Origin of the sequence: Rhodococcus sp. 14-2470-1b (assembly GCF_002259415.1) — a bacterium.
GTDB lineage: Bacteria > Actinomycetota > Actinomycetes > Mycobacteriales > Mycobacteriaceae > Rhodococcoides.
In genome coordinates, this window is record NZ_NPFY01000004.1 from 192,763 (window position 1) to 213,644 (window position 20,882).

The window sequence follows — 20,882 nt, forward strand, 5'->3', positions numbered from 1 at the left end:
CGATTGTCAACCACTGAACAGTCGAAATCTCCGTTCAAGTGCGTCGATACCCATTTTCGAACGTGGAGCAAGAAACTTGACAAGCGATCGCTCGGCCCGAACGATGGTGAGAAATCGATCACTGCACGGCGATCGCAGGACCTAGGACGAGGCGGAACAGTGAAGCAACTCGACGACACCCTCCGAACCGACGATCGCCCGTGGGCCGGCATGTACCCGAGCACCGCGACGCCTGACGCGGCGTCGGCTTTTCCGACCCTGCTGGATGCGTGGGACGCACGCGTGTCGGCGACGCCCGACGGTCCTTCGGTGCACTATTTCGGTGCCACCCTCACGTTCGCGGAGGTCGACGCCGCTGCCGACGCGCTCGCGCAGACGGTGCACGATGCGGGTATCGCGCCGAAAGATCGCATCGCGGTGTACCTGCAGAACGATCCGCAATGGCTCGTCGCCGTCCTCGCCGCCTGGAAGATCGGCGCGATTCCGGTGGCCGTCAACCCGATGCTGCGGGCAGGGGAGCTCGAACATCACCTCGTCGACTGCGGCGCTACGGCGCTGATCTGCCTGGACAGCCTGTACACCGAGTCCGTCGCCCCGATTCGGGTGAAGACGGCACTCGACATCGTCGTCACCACGCATCCGCTGGACATGACCCCCGACGCGTCGGTGCCGGCGTCGGTGCGTGCGCACATCCCTGCGCCACAGTCGTTCTCGGACACCACGGCTTGGACGACAGCGGTCGCCGGACGCGGTGTGCCGTCGACCCACCCGGCGGGTGCCGACGACATCGGCATTCTCACCTACACGTCGGGTACGACAGGCCGTTCCAAAGGAGCGATGAACCTGCACGGTTCGCTCGTGCACAATTCCACCGTCTACACCCAGTGGTGGGACCTGCGCGCAGATCGTGACGTGATCATCGGCGTCGCACCCGTCTTCCACATCACCGGCATCGTCGCGTGCCTCGGAATTCACATCGTCAGCGGTGCGCCACTGGTTCTGATGCACCGCTTCGACGCCGAAGAGACACTCCGAGCGATCGATCGATGGCGCGGCACGTTCATGATCGGGGCGAGCACGTTGTTCATTGCCCTGAGCAACCATCCAGCCAAGGACGAACTGAATCTCGGTTCGCTCACCAAGACCCCGTCCGGCGGGGCGCCCGTGTCGCCCGCGCTCGTGGATCGCGTCCGAGACGCGACGGGATGGGTGTTGCGCGGCGCGTACGGAATGACCGAAACGACGTCGCCGACACACCTCGGGCCACCCGAGATCGATCCGCCGGTCGATCCCGACAGCGGCGCGCTGTCCGTGGGAATCCCGGTGCCGAAGGCGAATGTTCGCATCGTCGACCTGAGCGACGGACATGACCTCGGGCCCGGCGAGGTCGGGGAAATCGTCGTGTCGGGCCCGATGGTGGTGCCCGGGTACTGGCAGATGCCGGAGGAATCCGCTCACGCGATTCGCGATGGTTGGCTGCACACCGGTGATGTCGGCAAGGTCACCGACAACGGATGGCTCTTCGTCGTGGACCGACTGAAGGACATGATCAACGCAGGCGGCTACAAGGTGTTTCCCCGCGATGTCGAAGACGTGCTGTATCAGCATCCAGCGGTGCGCGAAGCCTCCGTCGTCGGAGTCCCCGACGAATATCGAGGCGAGACCGTCAAAGCGTTCGTCTCGCTGACGGCCGGCTCGTCGGTCACCCCCGAGGAACTCATCGAATTCTGCAAAACCCGAATGGCGGCCTACAAGTACCCCCGGGAACTGGTTGTGATGGACGAACTTCCGAAGACCACGAGCGGCAAATTGCTTCGCCGTGAACTTCGCAATTCCTGACGACGCTGTTCGAAACCTTCGAAAGGGACCGATAATGGACACCACGACGGTGGACGAGCTGGACGTGGTTGCCGTGCGCGAGTGGTTGGCCCATGTGGAGTCCTCGCCCGTGAACGATCTGACCGCTCGCCTCATCGCGGGAGGGCGTTCCAATCCGACCTACGAACTGGGCGATGGCAGCAAGAACTGGATTCTGCGTCGCCCTCCCCGCGGACACGTCCTTCCGACAGCCCACGACATGGGCCGAGAGTACCGAGCTCTGACGGCACTGAGAGACAGCGCAGTACCCGTGCCGAGAACGGTCGGGATCTGCGAGGACACGACGGTGATCGGTACGACCTTCTACGTGATGGACAGGCTCGACGGCGTCACCCTCCGCACCCAGGAGGACACCGCGACGCTCAGCGAGTCGCAACGCCGCGGGCTCGCGGATTCGATGTCCACCGTCCTCGCTGATCTGCACTCCATCGACCCCGCCGAGGTGGGCCTGGCGAACTGGGGCAAGCCCGACGGGTTCCTCGAGCGGCAACTCGGCCGGTGGCTTCGGCAGTGGGACGCATCCGCCACCGCCGAACGGCCCGAGGTCGCCGAACTGCACCGCCGACTACGCTCTGCCCTTCCGCCGCGGAGCTATCCGGGAATTGTGCACGGCGACTTCAAGATCGACAACATGATGGTCGACCGCTCCGACCCGACGACAATTCTGGGTGTGCTCGACTGGGAGATGTCCACGCTCGGAGACACCCTCACGGACCTCGGAATACTGTGCTCGTTCTGGGACAACGCCGGTGAGTTCTACAACCCGATCACTGCAGGTGCCACCGCGCTGCCCGGGTTCCCGACCCGCGACGAGATGGTGCAGCGTTACCTCGCGACGCGCGGCATCGACGTGCCCGACATCGACTGGTACCTCGTGTTCGCCGATTTCAAGATAGCGGTCATCCTCGAAGGTATTCACGCGCGGTACGCCCAGGGGCACACCGACGGTGAGGACTTCTCACGCGTCGGCGACATGGTCGGGCCGCTGCTCGGGCGCGCGCTCGACCGCGCATCTGCTTCTTCCGTCACCGGCCTCGCCGGCTGAACAGTCAAAGGACCTCCTCATGACGCACGCCGTGAACACTCCCGCCATGCCCGCTACCGTCGACGTCGCATCTCTGGATCTTCGTCCGTCCGAGACAGCGCTTCGTTTGCGCGAGAGCCTGGTCGAGTTCATGCACACGCACGTCTTTCCCGCCGAGGCCGAGTACGAGCGCTACCGCGCCTCGGTAGGTCCGGAGGACAGCTCGCTCCCTCCTGTCGTCGAGACGTTGAAGAAGGAAGCGCGCGCACGCGGTCTCTGGAATTTGTTTCTCCCTGCCTATTCCGGGATCAGCCAACTCGACTACGCAGGGCTCGCCGAGATCACCGGGTGGAGTTTGCATCTGGCGCCCGAGGCCACCAACGGCCAGGCTCCGGACACCGGCAACATGGAACTGCTGCATCTGTTCGGCACGGAGGAACAGCAGCAGCAGTGGCTGGAGCCGTTGAAGGAAGGTGAAATTCGGTCCGCGTTCTCCATGACCGAGGTCGAGGTTGCAAGTTCCGACGCCACCAACATCCAGACCCGAATCGTCCGAGACGGCGACCACTACGTGATCAACGGTCGAAAGTGGTGGACCAGCGGCGCATCCGACCCGCGGTGCCGGTTGCTCATCGTCATGGGCAAGACCGACCCCGACGCTCCGACGCATCGTCAACAGTCGATGGTGCTCGTACCGATCGACACTCCAGGTGTGACCGTCGTACGCGATGTTCCGGTGTTCGGCCGGCTGGATCAACACGGGCACTGCGAGGTGGTCTACGACGACGTCCGAGTACCCGTCACCAACATTCTCGGCGAGGAGGGCGCCGGCTTCGCGATCGCGCAGGCACGCCTCGGCCCCGGTCGTATCCACCACTGCATGCGCGCACTCGGCGCATCCGAACGAGCGCTGTCGCTGATGGTGTCGCGGGCACAGTCCCGCGTCGCGTTCGGCAAGCCGCTCGCCGAACAGGGTGTGGTGCAGGCCCAGATCGCCGAGTCGCGGATCGCGATCGATCAAGCACGCCTGCTGTGCCAGTACGCATCGAAGATCACGGACGTACATGGCAACAAAGCTGCGGCACCGTACGTCTCGGCTGCCAAGGTCTCCGTCCCCCGGGTGGCGCTCGACGTCATCGATCGCGCCATCCAGGTTCACGGCGGCGCAGGCGTCAGCGACGACGTGCCACTCGCCGCGATGTACGGCTGGCATCGGGCCATGCGCATCTTCGACGGCCCGGACGAAGTCCACGTGCGCACCATCGCGAAATCCGAGCTGAAGAAATCTGGCGGTGCGCGCATCCGAGCGGATGTCCCCCAAGGTGGATCGTGATCGCCATCACACATTCCTAACGTTGGTACAAACCCGGCCACGCCGGCCGGGTCCGTAGAGCCAACGCGAAGGACTGCAATGAGCGACACGCACGAAGAAGTCGGCACAGGAACCAATCTGTTCACCGCCGGGACCGTCACCGGAACTGCTCGGTGGTTCCGCGAAACGTCGGACGTTCTGTCCATCGACGAGGACGACCTCGAAGAGACCATCGCGTTCGTCGACAAAGGCGGCATGACGTTTCTGTCACCGATCCTCCCCGACCTCAAAGCGATCGTCTGCTCGGCGGGAAGCCGTGAATCCCACCTGGCGATTCTCAGCCGTGAGTCGGCCGTCCCGTGCGTTCTCGCCACGACGCTGACCGGCGACATCGTCGACGGTGACATCGTCACGTTGGACCTCAACGACACCGAGACGGCTCGCATCGCCCGCACATCGGCCGTGATCGCATGACCGCCACCCCGCAGCTGGGTCATCCCGCAGGCTCCACTCCCGCCCACCCCGGTCATTCCGCAGGCTCCACTCCCGCCTTCGCGCCGAGTGATCTCACGCGGCTCTACACCGACACAACCTACGAACCGACGCTCGACGAGTGGAACTGGCTGATCCACAAGGGCGGCGCCGCCTACAAGAGCGAGCTGTCCGCACGGACAGTGTTCGAGTCCGAACTGTTCGGGATGAACACCTACATCCTGATGTCGATGATGGAGGACTATCTCCGCGTCCCCGAGCGGATTCGCACAATTACCGAGAAGTTCACTCCCACCGAACTCGTCGCCAAGGAACTGTCCGTAGGCACGAAGAAGAACTTCATCAACCTCGCCGCGATGCCGTTGCACTACATGACCGGCCGCGAGATCTTCGTCGACCTGGGCGAGAACTCGTTGGAACAGGGTCTCGACGATCAGCTGACGGTGCTGCGATTCTGGCGCGAGGCAACCATCGCGATGCGCGAGGACGACGTGCTGTTCAACATGGATGCGCAGCCTGCAGACAGCTCGCGAGTGGTGAACTCCGCCACCGTCGATCGCATTCTGGGCGAGCTGAATCCCGTGGACGACGCGATGCGACTCAAACTACGCAAGCTCGGCGCCCGCCTGACCGGTTACATGTTCCTCGAGAACTGCGATGCACGGACGGCGGTGTGCGACACAGGCCCGTATCACCTCGGCGACGGAACATTCCTGTTTCTGAGAGAGTTGTGCGCCGACAAATACGGTGAGTTTCCATGGCTGGACGGTATCCGCGAAGGGCTCGCACATCACCAGTTCGTTCTCGCGTACCGGCTCCCGGATTCGGTGAAGATGGACAACAACGTCTGGGGTACAGCATGGTTCGACCCGAGTAACTACCTCGACGAGGTCATCGACGCGCGTGTGTTCGTCAACGACGGTGACGGCCTGCGTCCACTCCAACGCGACGAGGTCGACGCCGTCGAGAAGTCCGTCCGTAGCGCTCACCGCGCTCTCTACTCCCGATTCGCGGACACCGACCCCGAGCAGCGCAACCTCTACGCCACACAGATGTACAGCTGGAAGCTCAAGAGCTGGGCTCGCGTCGCCGGGGTGTACGACAAGATCGACTGGGCCATTACACCGCGCATCGTCGATTCTTACGCGAAGTTCAGCGATCCTGCCGTCGCCCTCGGTCTCATCGGTGGAATTTTCGTGCCTGCCGACCGTGACAGTTGTTTCCGATCGATAGGACAGACGCTATGAGTACAGTGCACGATGTCGATACAAGTGTGGGATCTGGTATTCCGTCCTACCGGTTCGAGCCGATCACCGGCACCATCCGCACTTTCGACTCGCCACAGGACGTCATCGCGTCCATCGACGAGGACGTCGAATCCATGGTGGCACTGGTCAATTCCGGTGGTACTACGTTCTTGTCACCGATCCTGGGGCGTCTTGCGGGCATCATCGCGTGCGACGGAACGCTGCGCTCGCATCTGGCCATCGTCTCCCGTGAATTCGAGGTTCCCTGTCTCGTCGGCGCGACAGTGAATTCTGCTCTGACCGACGGCGACACCGTACGTCTGGACTACGTGGACGGTGGACGCGGCACGGTCACCGTTGTGACCGATACACCCGCCGCAGGCGAGACCGCACCTCCGAGCGCGATCGACGTCGATGTCGAAGTCGAGAAGTGGTGGAGCTACATTCGGCGCGTCGGCGACGACATCGCCGTCAAGGAGTTCGACGTCACCGTGACCGACGACGTCCTGAGTGCACTGATCGCCCAGCCGCTGACCGACAGCCGTCTCGACGATCTGGTACAGCACATGGGCAGGACGTTCAAACCCGAGATGACGAGACGGTCGGGGTTCACCTCCGAACTGTTCCCGATGATGCCGTACATGTCGCTTTCGACGATCGAGGACTTCCATACCTACGCGCAGCGTGTCCGTATTATCGAGTCAGCGATGCCCGCTGAGGAGATCGGCGCTCGCCTTCGGGAGCGCGCCGGCATCGCCAGTCCCTTGTGGAACTGGATGTCGGGGTACCACTACCTCACCGGTCGTCAGTGTCTGATCCAGATGGGTCTGCTGAAGCCCACCGACCGAACCGACGAGATCCGTACGGTCATCGACTTCTGGCGACGGCTGGCGCTCGCTCAACGCGGTGACGGCACATTGGACAACAAGGACGCGGGCTTCACCCATCGGTATCTTCCGAGCGAGGAAGTGAACCCGCTGATCGAGTTGGCGACGCCGCTCCGGGCGTCGGACACCAAGGCCCTGAAGCGTCTGAACGCCACCGTCACCGGCTATCTGTTCCTGCACTTCACCGACTCCCGAGTCGGCATCTACGATTCCGGGCCCTACCCGGCAGGGGCCGGCCAGGTTGCGATCGTTCGCGACCTCCTCTGCTTGCAACCCAGCGACTTTGCGTATCCGTGGGCGGAAGGCTTGCACGGCCCGTATGCATCCCTGTCGCTGGTACTGAAATTCGATCCGAAATCGTTCGAATCGTTCGAGATCAACGACTGGGGTACGACGTTCACCGAGCCCGATCAGTTCCTCTCCGAGGTGACAGCCGTCGCGGTTGTCGGAACCACCTCGTCCGGCGATCGGGTGCAGATCGAACCGGACGACTGGCCGGCCCTGTCCGCAGACGTCAGTCGGATACACGGCGAGCTGTACCAACGCTTCGCGGACATGAACCGAGAGGAACGCATCTTCGCCGCGACAACGATGTACAGCTGGGGTCTCAAGCCGTTCGCGGCCGTCGCGGGTGTGGTCGACGATATCGACTGGTCGATCTCCTCGGACACCCTTGCGCTCTACCCGGATCCCCTGGGCGACGACGGCAGCGCCGGAACCATCTTCGGCACTGCCGTCGTGGCCAACGACCTTCCCGGCTCCTTCTCCCCCGTCCTCTGACCTACCCACCGAAGGAACAGTGCTCATGCGACAGTCCCAACAAAAGCTCCTCCCCGCCGATGAATTGCTGCACCACCAGACGGTGCAAACCTTCGCGACCGTGTCCGAGTCCGACATTTCTTGGACCGAGAAGATCTGGTCACCCATTTTCGCCATCGACGGTTCAGCCCAAATCGACTGCGGGCTCGGCAAATACCACAATCGGAACGTGATGGACATGTTCGCCGGCGTCTCGCGCGGAACAGAGCAGATCACCGTCCGCGCAAGCAGGACACTGGACGACGACCTGGAGCGAATCGGCGCAGGCCCGTTCGATTACGAAGTGATCGAACCCATGAAGAAGCTTCGATTCGTACTGCGTGAGAACGATGTTCAACCTATCGAATTCGACGTAGTGCTCACCGCGGTACTACCCCCGTTCCTCGAAGCCAAGGATGCGCAACGCGACACTCTCGGGCTGCGCATGTGCTCCGAGGTGCTGCGGTACCACCAACTATGCACTGCCGAAGGTACTTTGAAGATCGACGGCAGCACCATCGACATCACACCCGACAAGTGGCTCGCCTACCGGGACCATTCGTGGGGTGTACGCATGGACGTCGGCGAGCCAGCCCCGGACGTACATCGAATTCAACGCTTGGAACGCGACTTCACGCTGTTCTGGAGCCCGATGTCGTTCCAGAGGCCCGATGGTAGCCGGTACGAAATCCACTTCTATCTGCAGAAAGAAGGTGACACCGTCACCTATTTCTCTGGATTCGTGAACGAAGCCGACGGCTCCCAACATCCGCTGGTAGGCGTACGGGATGATCTGAAGTTCGACCCGACCAACCGTCGACTGCTCGGCGGGACGATCGAATTCGATGCGGGCTGGGGCGAGACTCGCCGGATAGAACTCGAGCCGTTGAGCGATACAGGGTTTCACCTCGGAGCCGGCCTGTACTTCGGCTACAAGAACCAGCGGCACGGCGTCTATGCGGGACCCGACCACCTCGACGGTGAACGAATCGCCGATGTGTCCACGCCCGATGCGGTGCGCGAGATACATCAGCTTCGAGACCTTCCGATGCGTACGAGGGAGGGTGACGCGGAGGGATACGCGATCTTCGAATCCATGGTCATCGGCGAGCACCCGAAGTACGGTCTGACCCGGGAAGATTCGTTCCTCTGATTCGAGCCGGGGTAGTGCGGGACGCGCCGCACTACCCCGATCGTGCGAGGAGGGCGAGTTCCATCCTCGTGTGACATCCCGTCGTGGCGAGGATTCGGCTCACATACTTCTTGACACTGTCCTCCGCGAGCGACAGCGTCGCGGCGATCTGCGCATTACTGAGACCTTCGGCGATGAGCCGCACGACTTCTCGCTGACGCTCGGTCAGATCATGGAAGTCCCCTCGCGCCGACACGAACGGGATGTTGCGCGCAACCGCCGACAGCTGGCGCGCCAACAGTCGCAGCGTCGCAAGCTCTACAGGGCCGAGTTGCTTTGCGTCGCCGGTGAAGATGCCGATCAATCCCGTGTGCATCCCGTACAGATCGACGCGCATCGCGGCCGCGGCGTCGACCGACCACGTTCCCTCGAGGAAGTGGTGGACGTATGCCGACGCCGTCGACGGCATGGCACCCAACGCATGCACCTCCCCGAGCGACGCCACTCCGCCTGCTTGGAGCATGCGCAGGGCCGTCGGCGTCCCGAACACGTCGTGGTGGGCCCACCGGTCGTGATATTCGCTCAGCATCGATTCGGTGCGACCGGTCACCACCGGTGACCGGTCGACGAATGTGGTCTGGAACGTCGGGCCCGCAAAGAACGACACGTCTCGAAAGCCGAACACCTCGGACAGCGCGTCGACCACCTGTTCCTTGAAGTCGGACAGGCAGTTGGCTGCGTCGCAGCGTTCGAGCACTGCGAAGGCTCGCCGGTAATCGGCGTTCTTCAGGACAGTGCGGTGACCGGACGAAGGCGCAGGGCGCCGGATCGGATCAGGACTGTCCACCATCGTGGACTGTGACACATGGCACACGCTACATAGATTTTGATCAGTGAACAATCACCCGGCCGACGCGGAGAATTCCTCCGGCCGCCCCACCGACGTGCGAAGAGGTCCTCATGACAGACCCGGCGATCACCGTTCCCAAATGGGGCACTGCGGAGCTCACTCCGCTGCCCAACCGCTTCAACTCCGCCATTCGTGACCTGGTCGCATCCCGGATCGCCGCCTCGGACAGGCCGTGGGCGGAGCTGGTCCTCGACAGCAGCCTTTTCACCATCGACGACGCCGTCACCGTGGAGAAGAACGTTCTCGACTCCGGCTACCGCTTCGAATACTCCGCAACTGCGTCGCTTGCGGCCGACCCGGACAAGTACAAGTCTGCCGACAAGCCCGAACCGTCGAACCAGGCCGAGGCCCAACTCGTGGACGGCAGGCGACTCGTCGGAGCGGGCGACAACGTCATTCGCAAAGCGGCTCCGATCAGCGGGCCTGTCGCATTGGTATCGGACGTCGAGCAGGTCATGAATTTCCTGGTCGAGGGGGTGCCGACCGGAACCATCGCTGTCATCGACGACTCCGGCGGCACGCTGACCGCGCCGATCCTGGAGGGCTTTGCAGGCATCATCTGTCTCGGCGGAACAGTGCGGTCGCACCTCGGCATCCTCGCCCGCGAATATGACGTCCCCACGTTGATGAACTGCTCGATCGGCACGCTCGTCGACGGCGACATCGTCGAAATAGAGATCACCGCTACACCTCCCGGGGCCGACGCCTACGAGACAGGCGACACCGGTCACGCACGTATCTGGAAGCTCGAAGGAGAGAACTGACCATGGGTACTCCGCGCTACGACTACCGGGATCTGCTCGAAACCAACAGCTATATACGCAATCTCAGCGACACCACGTACTGGTTGTGCATCACGCGCACCGTCCAGGAGTCGAAGCTCTTCCCGATGAACCCCTACATGCTGCTGTCGTACCTCAACAGCTTCTACCGCCTACCCACGCTGCTCCGCGAAATCGACGCAGCGACCCCCGCCGAAGAGCTCGGTGACCGTGCCCGCGAGGTCAGCCTCAAGGTCGACACGGTCAACGCAGCATGGGGAATGCCTGCGTTCTACCTGTTGGGACGCGAAATGCTGATGAACTGGGGCCTCCTCCGTCCGGAGGACGCGGCGGAGGACGTCGTCGACGTCGTCGACTTCTCACGGAGGTTCGCGCTCGCCTACCACCGCAACGACGGGCACATCACCAACAAGGAGTTCGGTGACCGCAGCCAATTCCTGCCGGAGCGCACTCTGCAGGTCATCGAAGCCGACCTGCACGGCGTGACCGCAGGCGACCGACTGCACGACGCCACCGTCAAGCTGCTCGCCCAGCTGTCCCAATACGCGTTCCTCGCGCACTGCGAGTGCCGGATCGGCATCCACAACAGCGGACCCTACAACTTCGGCGAAGGCCGCCAGATGGTCATGCGCGACTTCTTCGATCTCACCGAGGGCGACTACCCCTGGCTCGACGGCATCGCCACCTCACTTCCACTGAACAACCTCAGTATCTCGCTCGTCTTCAAGGACACGAACTTCAACCTGATGGACGACTGGGCGTCGTTCGAGGCGGAACCGACGTACTCCGCGTCGAACATCGTCGCAGTGGGGCTGTACACGGCCGATGTTCTGACCGAGGGCTACCAGCCGGTGGGCATGGAGAATTCCGACACGTTGGCCGAGACGATGGAGAACTACCGAACCATCCTCAACGAGGCGACGGCAGATCTGTGGAAGCGGATTGCGAGCTGGTCACGCGAGCAGATGATCGACGGCGGCGCTCTGGTCTACTCGTCCGTCGGAAAGGACTTCGCCCATCTCGCGGGCACGTATCGGCAGAGCGACTGGTTCGAACTCGACGACCGCGCACAACGTTTCAAGCCGTTGATGAACGACGAATACGCGCGCGACGGTCTCGGCGAGATGGTCGGGCTGCTGTCCCTCCCACACCAGAAGGCCAACGAGTATCAGATGGCGCGCTACTCGGGATTGAACCAGCACATGATGACCGGAATTCCGTACGATGCCCTGCGTGACGCGGAGCGATTCGCACCGACCGTCGGTGATCGCTCGCACTTCTCGGGGTCCTCGACCATCGAGCCGAAGACCGGCCTCTGGGTCACCAGCGCCGGGCGGCTCGAGATCGACGACTACAACGCTCGCGCAGCCGCGTTCAGTCCGGGCGTCACCCAGGAACCCTATCGCTACTTCGACGAGGAATGGGTCAAGCGAAACTGGCACACCACCGAAGCAGACGAGCTCTACCAGCTGGGACAGGCGACGTCGCGCACCATTGTCGGCCGCGGTGCCGGCCTTCGCCGGGCCGACCTGTCCTGAGCCCTGTAAGGGGAAATGCATCCAGGAGTGTGCATTTCCCTTCACGGAGGAACGCGCACTACACACGAGGAGAACACATGCAGATCGGAGATCTGATCCGGCGAGCCGGACGTCAGTTCGGCGATGCGCCTGCGATCGTCACCGATGCACGAACGGTGACCTTCGTCGAATTCGACAGTGCCACCGACCGACTCGGCCATGCACTGCTCGGCCTTGGATTGGTTCCCGGCGACCGAGTCAGCGTAGCCATGCCCAACGGCATCGACGGCGTGACCGTCTACTACGCACTCGCCAAGGCCGGTCTCGTTCGTGTTCCACTGAACACCCGGGAGACCGCAGCCGAGCACATCCACAAGATCGACGACTCTCGGTCTCGGGGCTACGTCTTCGCCGGCGATCCAGCGTCCGAGGTCGATGTCATGATCCGTGCCGAGGACATCGCAGGCCTGATCGCCGATGCACCCGACGGCCCCTGCGACGTTCGCCGGGGCGCCGACGAACCCCTGCGGCTCGCTTACACCGGCGGCACGACGGGTAAGCCGAAAGCCGTCGTCCTCACCACTGCAAGCGAACTCGCGGAGGTTGCCAACTTTCTCGTCGACCTCGTCCCGAACCTGAGCCCCTACTCGGTCATGCTGCACGCAGCACCCATCACGCACGGCAGCGGCGCGTTCTTCCTGCCACACCTGGTCAAGGGCGCACCGAGCGTCGTACTCGAGAAGTTCACTCCCTCGAACTTCCTTGCCGCGGCAACGAAATTCGGAGCGACGAACACCTTCATGGTTCCGACAATGATCGCGATGCTGCTCGAGCATCCGGAGACCGCCACCGCGAACCTGAAGCTCGAGCGTTTGTGCTGGGGTGGCGCCCCGATGGCGACCACACTGCTCGCACGCGGGATCGACATCCTCGGTCCGGTGTTCGCGCAGCTGTACGGTCAGGCGGAAGCCCCGCTGGCCATCACGTGTCTGCAGCCGTGGGAACACGATCAGGAGCGGCTCGCGTCGGCCGGCAAGCCGTACACGTTCGTCGAGGTCGACATCCGCGACACCGACAACAATTCGCTGCCGGCGGGCGGCGTCGGGGAGGTCGTCACCCGCGGCCCACACACGATGCGGGAGTACTGGCGACGCCCCGAGGCCACGGCCGAGACGATCGATCCCGACGGCTGGCTCCACACCGGCGATCTCGGCCGTATCGACGATTCCGGCTATTTGTTTCTCCTGGATCGTCGTCACGACGTCATCATCAGCGGCGGGTTCAACGTCTACCCCCGCGAAGTCGAGGATGCACTTCTGGCTCATCCCGCGGTTCTGGAGGCTGCCGTCGTCGGTATCGCCGACGAGCGTTGGGGCGAACGAGTGTGTGCAGCGGTCGTCGTACGCGCTGCGGTCACGGCCGAGGAACTCACCGAGCACTGCTCGTCGCGCCTTGCGGGCTTCAAACGTCCGAGATACATCGAATTCTGGGACTCGCTGCCCACCAGCCCCGTCGGCAAATCCCTCCGTCGCGAGGTCCGTGACCGCATGAACATCGAGAAGGAACCCACCAATGTCTGACGCGTACACCACGACACTGCACTGCTTGACCTTGAAACAGCTCTCCGATGTAGAGGGACTGGTGGCGATCCTCGACCAAAACCCCGACGACGTGAAATCTGCACTGGAACAGGCGGTCTCCGACGGAAATGCCATGGCGGCACGAGGCAAGTTCATGATCACGCCGGCGGGCCGGTCCACGCTCGACGACACGTACCCGCAGTGGTTCGCCGACGAACGCGCGAGTGCCGAGATCGCCTCTGCCATGGACCTGTTCGAGTCCGGTGTCAACAAACAGGTTCTCGCTCTCACCACTGCGTGGCAGGAGGTCGAGGTCGCAGGCGAGCGCCAGCCCAACGATCACAGCGATACCGCATACGACGCGAAGATCATCGACAAGCTCGGTGCGGTTCTGGACAAGACCAGCACGGTTCTGGCTCCGTTGATCACGACGCAGCCCTCGGTCGACCGCTTCTTGAGTCGGATCTCCGACGCACTCACCCGCGCCGAAGACGGTGAACTCGACTACGTCAGTTCGGTGCGCATCGACTCCTTCCACACGGTGTGGTTTCAGATGCACGAGCACATCCTGCGCATCACCGGACGCGAGCGTGACGAATGAGTACCGTCACCGCAGCGACGCGCTGGCTCGTGATTCCCGACGGGAAGTCCGCCGAGCCCGATCGCGAACTCGTCGGCGGAAAGGCATGGAGTCTGTGGCGCATGGCTTCCCTTGGCCTGACTGTTCCACCGGCTTTCGTCGTCACCACCGATGCATGCCGGGCGTACTTCGACGGTGGAAAAACGTTGCCCGACGGCTTGGCTCTGGAACTTCGGGCAGGGATAGCCGGCCTCGAAGCATCGCTGGGTCGTAGGTTCGGAGGATCGACTCGGCCACTTCTGGTGTCGGTACGCTCCGGCGCGGCCGTCAGCATGCCGGGCATGATGGACACCATTCTCAACCTCGGGTTCACCGACGACGTGGAGCGCGCCCTCGCGGACGAGACCGGAAGCACGCAGTTCGCCGCGGAGGTCAGTCGCCGGTTCCATTCGTTCTACGGCCAGTTGGTGCTGGGTTGCGTCGACGAATTGGACTCGTACGATTGCTCCGCCTCGGTGCGTGCGGCCATCGTCGGTGAGACCGGCAGGGACGTTCCGCAGGATCCCTGGGAACAGCTGGAATCGGCGGTTGCGTCGGTGTTCGAATCGAGCCGAACCCGTCGTGCCATCGCATACCGCAAGCATCATGGGATTCGTCAGGATCTGGGGACGGCCGTGACGATTCAGGCGATGGTCTTCGGGAACCTCGACGAGAACTCGGGTACCGGAGTTCTGTTCAGCCGCAACCCGTTGTCGGGAGCGCGTGAGGCGTACGGGGAGTATCTCCCGCGCGGTCAGGGTGAGGATGTCGTGAGCGGCAAGGTGACCCCACAACCGCTCGATGTCCTCGCCGACCGGGCCCCGGACGTGCACAGCGAATTGCTGGCCGCGGCGTCACGTCTCGACGAGCAAGGCCGCGACGCCCAGGACATCGAATTCACGGTCCAGCAGGGAACTCTGTTCATGCTCCAGTCTCGGCCCGCCAAGCGCACGGCCCGCGCTGCTGTGCGTATCGCTGTAGAACTCGTCGACGAAGGAGTCATCACCCCGCTCGACGCCCTCCGACGTGTTTCTGCGGAGCAGGTGACCACCCTCTTGCGTCCCGTCGTCGACCCCGACGCCCTCGCCGTTGCGGAAACGCTCGGCTCGGGTACCTCTGCGTGTCCAGGAGTTGCCTCCGGGCTCGCAGTCGCCACACCCGAAGAGGCCGAACAGATTCCGCACTCGATTTTGATTCGCCACAATACGAGCCCGGAGGACGTGCACGGCATGATCGCTGCCGCCGCCGTCGTCACGGAGACTGGCGGCGCGACGTCGCATGCTGCGGTCGTCAGCCGTGCGCTCGATACTCCGTGCATCGTCGGATGCGCCGATGCCGTGGCCGGCCTTGTCGGAAAGACAATCACCGTGGACGCCGTCGCAGGAAGGATCTACGCAGGTGAATTGCCGACCGTGTCCGTCGACGAGAGCGAGGACACCGATCTGCAGCGATTGATCGGCTGGGCGCGCGAACATGCGCCGGTCTCGGTGGTCGCCGACTCGGCGCCCGAGCCTGTTTTCGACGCCGATGCCCTCGACCTCGCTGCGGTAGTCGACTTCGATCCCGATGCAGTGCCGGAGATACCGGAAGGAACACGATCGGTGCGCGGCGCGGTGTTCGGACGGAAGGACGCACTGAGAGCCGCCCTCGATGCCGGTGTGACGACCGTCGTCGCGGCGAGAGCGCTACCCGTCTTGTTGACCTCGATGGCCCTCCAGGAGGAGAAGAAATGATCGACAGCACAGTACCCACCGACGTCACCATGCGCGAACTGACCGCTTTGGTCCGCGAATTCACTGCCTCCGGCTGGGCGAGCATGGAACTGGACATCAACGGCATGCATCTCGTTCTCGGCCGGGACAGCGCGCCGTCGACGGCGCACGCTCCGGCCGCTGCCTCGACTGCACCTGTCGATGCGTCGGCGCAGGCTGCGCCACTCGCGCCGACCCCCGCTGCGCCGCTCGCGCCGACCCCGGCAACCGTACCCGCATCGCCGGTCGCCACACCCGCACGTACCGGAACCGAGGTCGCGGTCAAATCGCCGGTGGTCGGGGCGTTCTGGGTCGCGCCGAGCCCAGGGGAAGCACCCTTCGTCACCACCGGCCAGCACGTCGAGGCGGGGCAGCAACTCGGCATCGTCGAGGTGATGAAGCTGATGAGCAATGTCTCCTCACCGGTGGCGGGAACGATCGTGGCGATCCAGGCACAGAACGCAGACATGGTCGAGTACGACCAGGTGCTGTTCCTGATAGAACCCGACGACAAGTGACCCTGATGAGCGATATCGAGTATCGCCCGATCAAGAAGGTGTTCGTCGCCAACCGAGGAGAGATCGCAGTCCGGGTCATCAGGTCCTGCCGGGAACTCGGCATCGAGACGGTATTGGCTGTCTCGACTGTCGATCGCGAGTCCGTTCCAGCTCGGCTCGCCGATCGGACCGTGTGCATCGGCCCACCCACTGCATCCGCGAGCTACCTCAACATGGCTGCGCTGATCACGGCCGCACTCGGAAGTGGGTGCGATGCACTCCACCCCGGGTACGGATTCCTCTCGGAGAATCCGGAGTTCGCGCAGATGTGCGTCGACAACGGGCTGACCTTCGTCGGTCCGGCACCCCACGTCGTCGCCGAAGCTGGCGACAAGGCGCGTGCCCGCGAGATTGCCCGCGCTGCAGGAATTCCAGTGCTCACCGGATCTCCTATCCTGACCGATGTCGAGGCCGCATCCCGTGCCGCAGCGGAGATCGGCTATCCGGTGTTGGTCAAGGCGTCCGCAGGCGGCGGTGGACGGGGAATGTCCGTGGTCGAGAATGACGACGAGCTTCGGGCGCGATTCTCTGCGGCGGGTTCCGAGGCTCAGTCGGCATTCGGCGACGGATCGCTGTTCGTCGAGAAATACATTCGTAGAGCTCGGCACATCGAGGTCCAGGTTTTGGGCGACCGCCATGGAGGCGTCGTGCAGCTGGGCGAGCGCGACTGCACTCTGCAACGGCGACACCAGAAAGTGGTCGAGGAAAGTCCTGCTCCCGGCCTGGACGAGGCAACACGGTCACGGATTCGGGCGTCGGGACTCGCGTTCGCCGAGGCGATCGGCCTCGACAGTGCCGGCACCGTCGAGTTCATCTACGACGCCGACACCGGCGATTACGCATTTCTCGAATTCAACGCCCGCATCCAGGTGGAGCATCCGGTCACCGAGGCCGTGACGGGCGTCGACCTGGTGCGTCAGCAGCTGCGGTCGGCACAAGGTGACCGGCTCGAGTTCGGTCAGGGTGACGTCACCACCACCGGCCATGCCATCGAGGTACGTATCACCAGCGAGTCACCGAGGGACGGATTCCTGCCCCGCGCGGGCACTCTGGTGCGGTGGCGAATTCCGGATGCCGACGGTATCCGTGTCGACACGCATGCCGAAGAGGGCTATGTCGTGAGTCCGTACTACGACTCGCTGCTGGCCAAGGTCGTGGCCTATGGAACCGACCGCGATGACGCCATCGCGCGCATGCTTGCTGCGTTGTCCGCGCTCGACGTCCAGGGTGTCCCGACTACAGCGGATTTCGCGCACTTCGCCCTCGATCACACCGATTTCCGTACGGGCCACGTGAGCACCAACTGGATCGCAGAAACCGGACTACCCGAATTCTTGGAGACACCATGACCAGCTTCATCGACTCTGCCCCGACGCTTCCCGACGGCTCACGCCGCACGATCCAGATCATCGATCAGACCCTGCGCGACGGACCGCAGAGCTGGTGGGGAATGCGGATGCGCCGTGACATGGGCATACCGATCGCCGATCATCTGGACCGCACAGGGTTCCACACCATCGACCTCGTCGGAAGTTCGATCTTCGAGGTGCTGGTGCGACACTGCAAGGAGGATCCGTGGGATCAACTGATATCTCTGTCGAAGGCCATGCCGCGCACGACTGTTCGTGCCGGCACGCGGAGCAACGGCATCGTCACGTTCGGTCTCACCGCCGACAGTGTCATGGACCTGTGGGTGCAACGGCTCGTCGCGCACGGAATCGGTAGCTTCTGGATCTACGACGGCCTGTTCAACCTCGACAAGATCGGTCGGCTCGTCAAGACCGTGCAAGCCGAGGGTGCCGCGGCCATCCCGTGCATTCTCTACGCCGACAGTCCCTACCACACCGACGACTACTATGCCGCCCGCACAAAGGAACTCGTCGGTCTCGGTGCGGACGGCATCGAGTTGGAAGACGCGGCAGGCCTGCTCACCCCTGATCGCACGCGAAGCCTGGTCAAGGCCATCAAGACGGCGGCAGGAGAGCTGCCGGTGGAAGTGCACTTCCACAGCAACAACGCGATGGCTCCGGTCAACTACCTGGAAGCAGCCCTCGCCGGTGCCGATATCGTGCACACGGCCAGTCGCACCCTCGCGGCCGGGGTGTCGTTGCCCTCGACCGAGGTGACGTACTCGAATCTGAAGTACGCCGGCTTCGATGTCCACCTCGACGAATCCCAGTTCTCCCCCGTCGAGCAGCATCTGCACCGGGTTGCCGAGTACGAGGGCCTGCCCGTCGGAACGCCGGCGGAGTTCGACCTGTTCCTGTATCGCCACCAGCTGCCAGGTGGTATGACAGGAACGTTCAAGGCGCAGCTCGCCGAACGCGGAATGGCAGATCGGTTCGAGGAAGTACTCGACGAAATGTCGACCGTACGGACCGAACTCGGCTATCCGGTGATGGCCACTCCGTTCTCACAGCTCGTCGGCACGCAGGCCGTGCTGAACGTCGTGACCGGCAAACGGTATTCCGTCATTCCCGATGAGGTGCTGATGTACGTCAACGGGCACTACGGCGACGCCGTCGCACCCATGGATCAGAACGTCGTCGACGTGGTCCAGGCATCTCCCAAGGCGAAGAGCTACCACGACTGGGTGCCCGCGCAGCCGTCGCTCGACGATCTACGTCGACGATTCGGCGAGGTCGACGACGATGAACTGATCTTGCGACTTCTGGTCCCGGGCAACGAGATCGACATAATGCGAAACACGCCGAGGCGCAACCGTGACTTCGGCGCGTCGAGTCGTGAGATGCGCTATGTCCGTGAGCTCGTCACCGCAGCGACTGGCGCATACGTGCACCTCAGCTCACCCGATTTCAGCCTCACCCTGCAAGGAGATCACTGATGACCATTCCGGTCGAGGGGCGCGTCACCAAGCGCCGACCCGGTTCGGCCAAGGGCGGTCTCGCCGTTGCAGACAGCCGGCCTGTGTTTCGGAACGGACGCGTGCACGGATTGCGGTGCACGGTGTGCCGAAACCCCTCGGCTCAGCGTGATCTTCCGTGGTGCCCGCTGTGCCGAGGCCGTCTTCGCGCCGACTCGTTCTCCCCGTCGGGGAGCATGTGGGCGTCGACGCGTGTGGACATCCCCGTCGGCGTCAGGAAGCCTCCGTTCGCACTGGGTTACATCGACCTGGACGACGGACCCCGCGTCCTGGCACATCTGGTGGTCCCGGAGTCGGTACCGATCGACACCCGGGTCACCGTGACCGGCGTCGAGCACGGTGACCTCGTCGCCCAGGTCCTCTCGTGAGCGCGGATCGGGACGTCGCAGTCCTGGGCGTCGGGACCTCGGCGTACGGCTCCTTCCAGGATCGCCGCGTCGAATCGCTCGCCTGGGAAGCGGTCACCGAGGCGATAGGTGACGCCGACATCGATCCGTCGGCCATCGACGCCATCATCGTGGGTACCGTGTTCGGCCCGCCCGGTGTGGCAACTCGCATCCAGCGAGGTCTCGGTCTTCCCGGTATCCCCATGTGGACCATCGAAAACGCCTGCGCAAGCGGAACAGCCGCGTATCACGAGGCAGTGGAAGCAGTACGCGTCGGGCGTTTCGAGTGCGTGTTGGTGCTCGGCGTCGATCAGATGTCGACGTTGTTCACCGGTGCCATCGTCCCCGAAGCAACTGATCCCGAAGGGGCAGCGTCACTGCCACTGCCGGGTCTGTACGCCCTGCAGGCGCAGCGGTACATCGGCCAGTACGGAGTGACCGAGGAACAGCTGGCTGCGGTGGCGGTGAAGAACAAGACCAACGGGCTCGACAACCCCCGCGCGCATCTGCGTGGGGGTGCGCCGACGATCGAGGATGTGCTGAATTCCCGCGCGATCGCCGAGCCGTTGACTTTCCTGCAGTGCTGCCCCACGACCGACGGCGCAGGCGCAGCGGTGATCGGGAGGCCGCGGGCGGGTGAAAGGGACGTCAAGGTTCTGTCCTCGGCGATGGTGTCGGGTGCACTGTGGGATCACGGTTCACCCCACGTGTGGGGATTCGACTGCGTCGCCCGCGCTGCGGACAAGGCGTTCACCTCGGCTGGAATCTCGCCGAGGGAGATCGACGTCATGGAGGTGCACGACGCGTTCACGATCGGCGAGATCACCACACTCGAGGCGCTGGGGGTCGCCGAACTCGGACAAGGCGCGGAGATGGCACCGTCGGGATACACCGCTCGGACGGGTCCACAACCGGTCAATCCCAGCGGCGGACTGCTTTCACGCGGACACCCACTGGGCGCGACGGGTACTGCGCAACTGGCCGAGATCGTCTGGCAGCTACGCGGCGAGGCGGGACCGCGCCAGGTCGCGAACCACGACATCGGCGTCGTCGAAACCATGGGCGGCGGGGCCGCAGGAATGGACGGAAACGCCTGTGTGATCAGCGTCCTGACGCGGTAGGCGCG

Annotated in this window: 18 protein-coding genes; 17 read left to right on the forward strand and 1 reads right to left on the reverse strand. The window is 63.6% G+C overall.

Annotated features, from left to right (window positions below; translation table 11 throughout):
• Positions 1–159 precede the first annotated feature (159 nt).
• From CH293_RS02220 to CH293_RS02250, 7 genes are all read left to right on the forward strand, one after another.
• Positions 160–1,839: a class I adenylate-forming enzyme family protein gene (locus CH293_RS02220; RefSeq protein ID WP_094719328.1), complete on the forward strand. Its 1,680-nt coding sequence runs from the start codon at positions 160–162 to the stop codon at positions 1,837–1,839.
• A gap of 34 nt (positions 1,840–1,873) precedes the next feature.
• Complete coding sequence (locus CH293_RS02225) at positions 1,874–2,923, forward strand: phosphotransferase family protein (protein WP_094719218.1); 1,050 nt, start codon at positions 1,874–1,876, stop codon at positions 2,921–2,923.
• Between the two features lie 19 nt (positions 2,924–2,942).
• Positions 2,943–4,235, forward strand: a complete 1,293-nt coding sequence (locus tag CH293_RS02230; protein WP_094719219.1) for an acyl-CoA dehydrogenase family protein — start codon at positions 2,943–2,945, stop codon at positions 4,233–4,235.
• Between the two features lie 78 nt (positions 4,236–4,313).
• Positions 4,314–4,688: a PEP-utilizing enzyme gene (locus tag CH293_RS02235; RefSeq protein WP_037113602.1), complete on the forward strand. Its 375-nt coding sequence runs from the start codon at positions 4,314–4,316 to the stop codon at positions 4,686–4,688.
• On the forward strand, positions 4,685–5,953 hold the full coding sequence (locus CH293_RS02240) for a hypothetical protein (protein ID WP_255122668.1): 1,269 nt from the start codon (positions 4,685–4,687) through the stop codon (positions 5,951–5,953). The genes CH293_RS02235 and CH293_RS02240 overlap by 4 nt, the downstream gene beginning before the upstream one ends.
• A complete protein-coding gene (locus tag CH293_RS02245) occupies positions 5,950–7,620 on the forward strand; it encodes a PEP-utilizing enzyme (protein WP_094719220.1) in 1,671 nt (556 codons plus the stop codon). Before CH293_RS02240 ends, CH293_RS02245 begins: the two co-directional genes overlap by 4 nt.
• Before the next feature lie 25 nt (positions 7,621–7,645).
• The gene (locus CH293_RS02250) at positions 7,646–8,791 is read left to right on the forward strand and encodes a hypothetical protein (protein ID WP_094719221.1); all 1,146 of its coding nucleotides are present in this window, start codon (positions 7,646–7,648) and stop codon (positions 8,789–8,791) included.
• A gap of 31 nt (positions 8,792–8,822) precedes the next feature.
• On the opposite strand, the gene CH293_RS02255 is transcribed toward CH293_RS02250, so the two are convergent.
• Complete coding sequence (locus CH293_RS02255; protein ID WP_052059569.1) at positions 8,823–9,635, reverse strand: LuxR C-terminal-related transcriptional regulator; 813 nt, start codon at positions 9,633–9,635, stop codon at positions 8,823–8,825.
• 95 nt (positions 9,636–9,730) lie between these two features.
• On the opposite strand from CH293_RS02255, the gene CH293_RS02260 reads away from it, so the two are divergent.
• The 10 genes from CH293_RS02260 (at position 9,731) to CH293_RS02305 (ending at position 20,877) form a co-directional block, all read left to right on the forward strand.
• Positions 9,731–10,444, forward strand: a complete 714-nt coding sequence (locus tag CH293_RS02260; protein ID WP_094719222.1) for a PEP-utilizing enzyme — start codon at positions 9,731–9,733, stop codon at positions 10,442–10,444.
• Positions 10,445–10,446: 2 nt separating this feature from the next.
• Positions 10,447–12,000, forward strand: coding sequence for a hypothetical protein (locus tag CH293_RS02265; RefSeq protein WP_094719223.1), 1,554 nt, complete (start codon positions 10,447–10,449; stop codon positions 11,998–12,000).
• Between the two features lie 77 nt (positions 12,001–12,077).
• The gene (locus CH293_RS02270) at positions 12,078–13,559 is read left to right on the forward strand and encodes an AMP-binding protein (protein WP_037113611.1); all 1,482 of its coding nucleotides are present in this window, start codon (positions 12,078–12,080) and stop codon (positions 13,557–13,559) included.
• Positions 13,552–14,160 carry a hypothetical protein gene (locus tag CH293_RS02275; RefSeq protein ID WP_094719224.1) on the forward strand — a complete coding sequence of 203 codons (609 nt, stop codon included), beginning with the start codon at positions 13,552–13,554 and terminating at the stop codon, positions 14,158–14,160. The genes CH293_RS02270 and CH293_RS02275 overlap by 8 nt, the downstream gene beginning before the upstream one ends.
• Positions 14,157–15,911 (forward strand): pyruvate, phosphate dikinase, encoded by a 1,755-nt coding sequence (locus CH293_RS02280; protein ID WP_094719225.1) that lies wholly within the window; start codon positions 14,157–14,159, stop codon positions 15,909–15,911. Before CH293_RS02275 ends, CH293_RS02280 begins: the two co-directional genes overlap by 4 nt.
• A complete protein-coding gene (locus CH293_RS02285) occupies positions 15,908–16,447 on the forward strand; it encodes a biotin/lipoyl-containing protein (RefSeq protein WP_094719226.1) in 540 nt (179 codons plus the stop codon). The genes CH293_RS02280 and CH293_RS02285 overlap by 4 nt, the downstream gene beginning before the upstream one ends.
• 5 nt (positions 16,448–16,452) lie before the next feature.
• On the forward strand, positions 16,453–17,835 hold the full coding sequence (locus CH293_RS02290) for an acetyl/propionyl/methylcrotonyl-CoA carboxylase subunit alpha (RefSeq protein WP_094719330.1): 1,383 nt from the start codon (positions 16,453–16,455) through the stop codon (positions 17,833–17,835).
• Positions 17,832–19,331, forward strand: coding sequence for a carboxyltransferase (locus tag CH293_RS02295; RefSeq protein WP_094719227.1), 1,500 nt, complete (start codon positions 17,832–17,834; stop codon positions 19,329–19,331). The genes CH293_RS02290 and CH293_RS02295 overlap by 4 nt, the downstream gene beginning before the upstream one ends.
• Complete coding sequence (locus CH293_RS02300; protein WP_037113620.1) at positions 19,331–19,738, forward strand: OB-fold domain-containing protein; 408 nt, start codon at positions 19,331–19,333, stop codon at positions 19,736–19,738. The genes CH293_RS02295 and CH293_RS02300 overlap by 1 nt, the downstream gene beginning before the upstream one ends.
• On the forward strand, positions 19,735–20,877 hold the full coding sequence (locus CH293_RS02305; protein WP_037113622.1) for a thiolase family protein: 1,143 nt from the start codon (positions 19,735–19,737) through the stop codon (positions 20,875–20,877). Before CH293_RS02300 ends, CH293_RS02305 begins: the two co-directional genes overlap by 4 nt.
• Positions 20,878–20,882 lie beyond the last annotated feature (5 nt).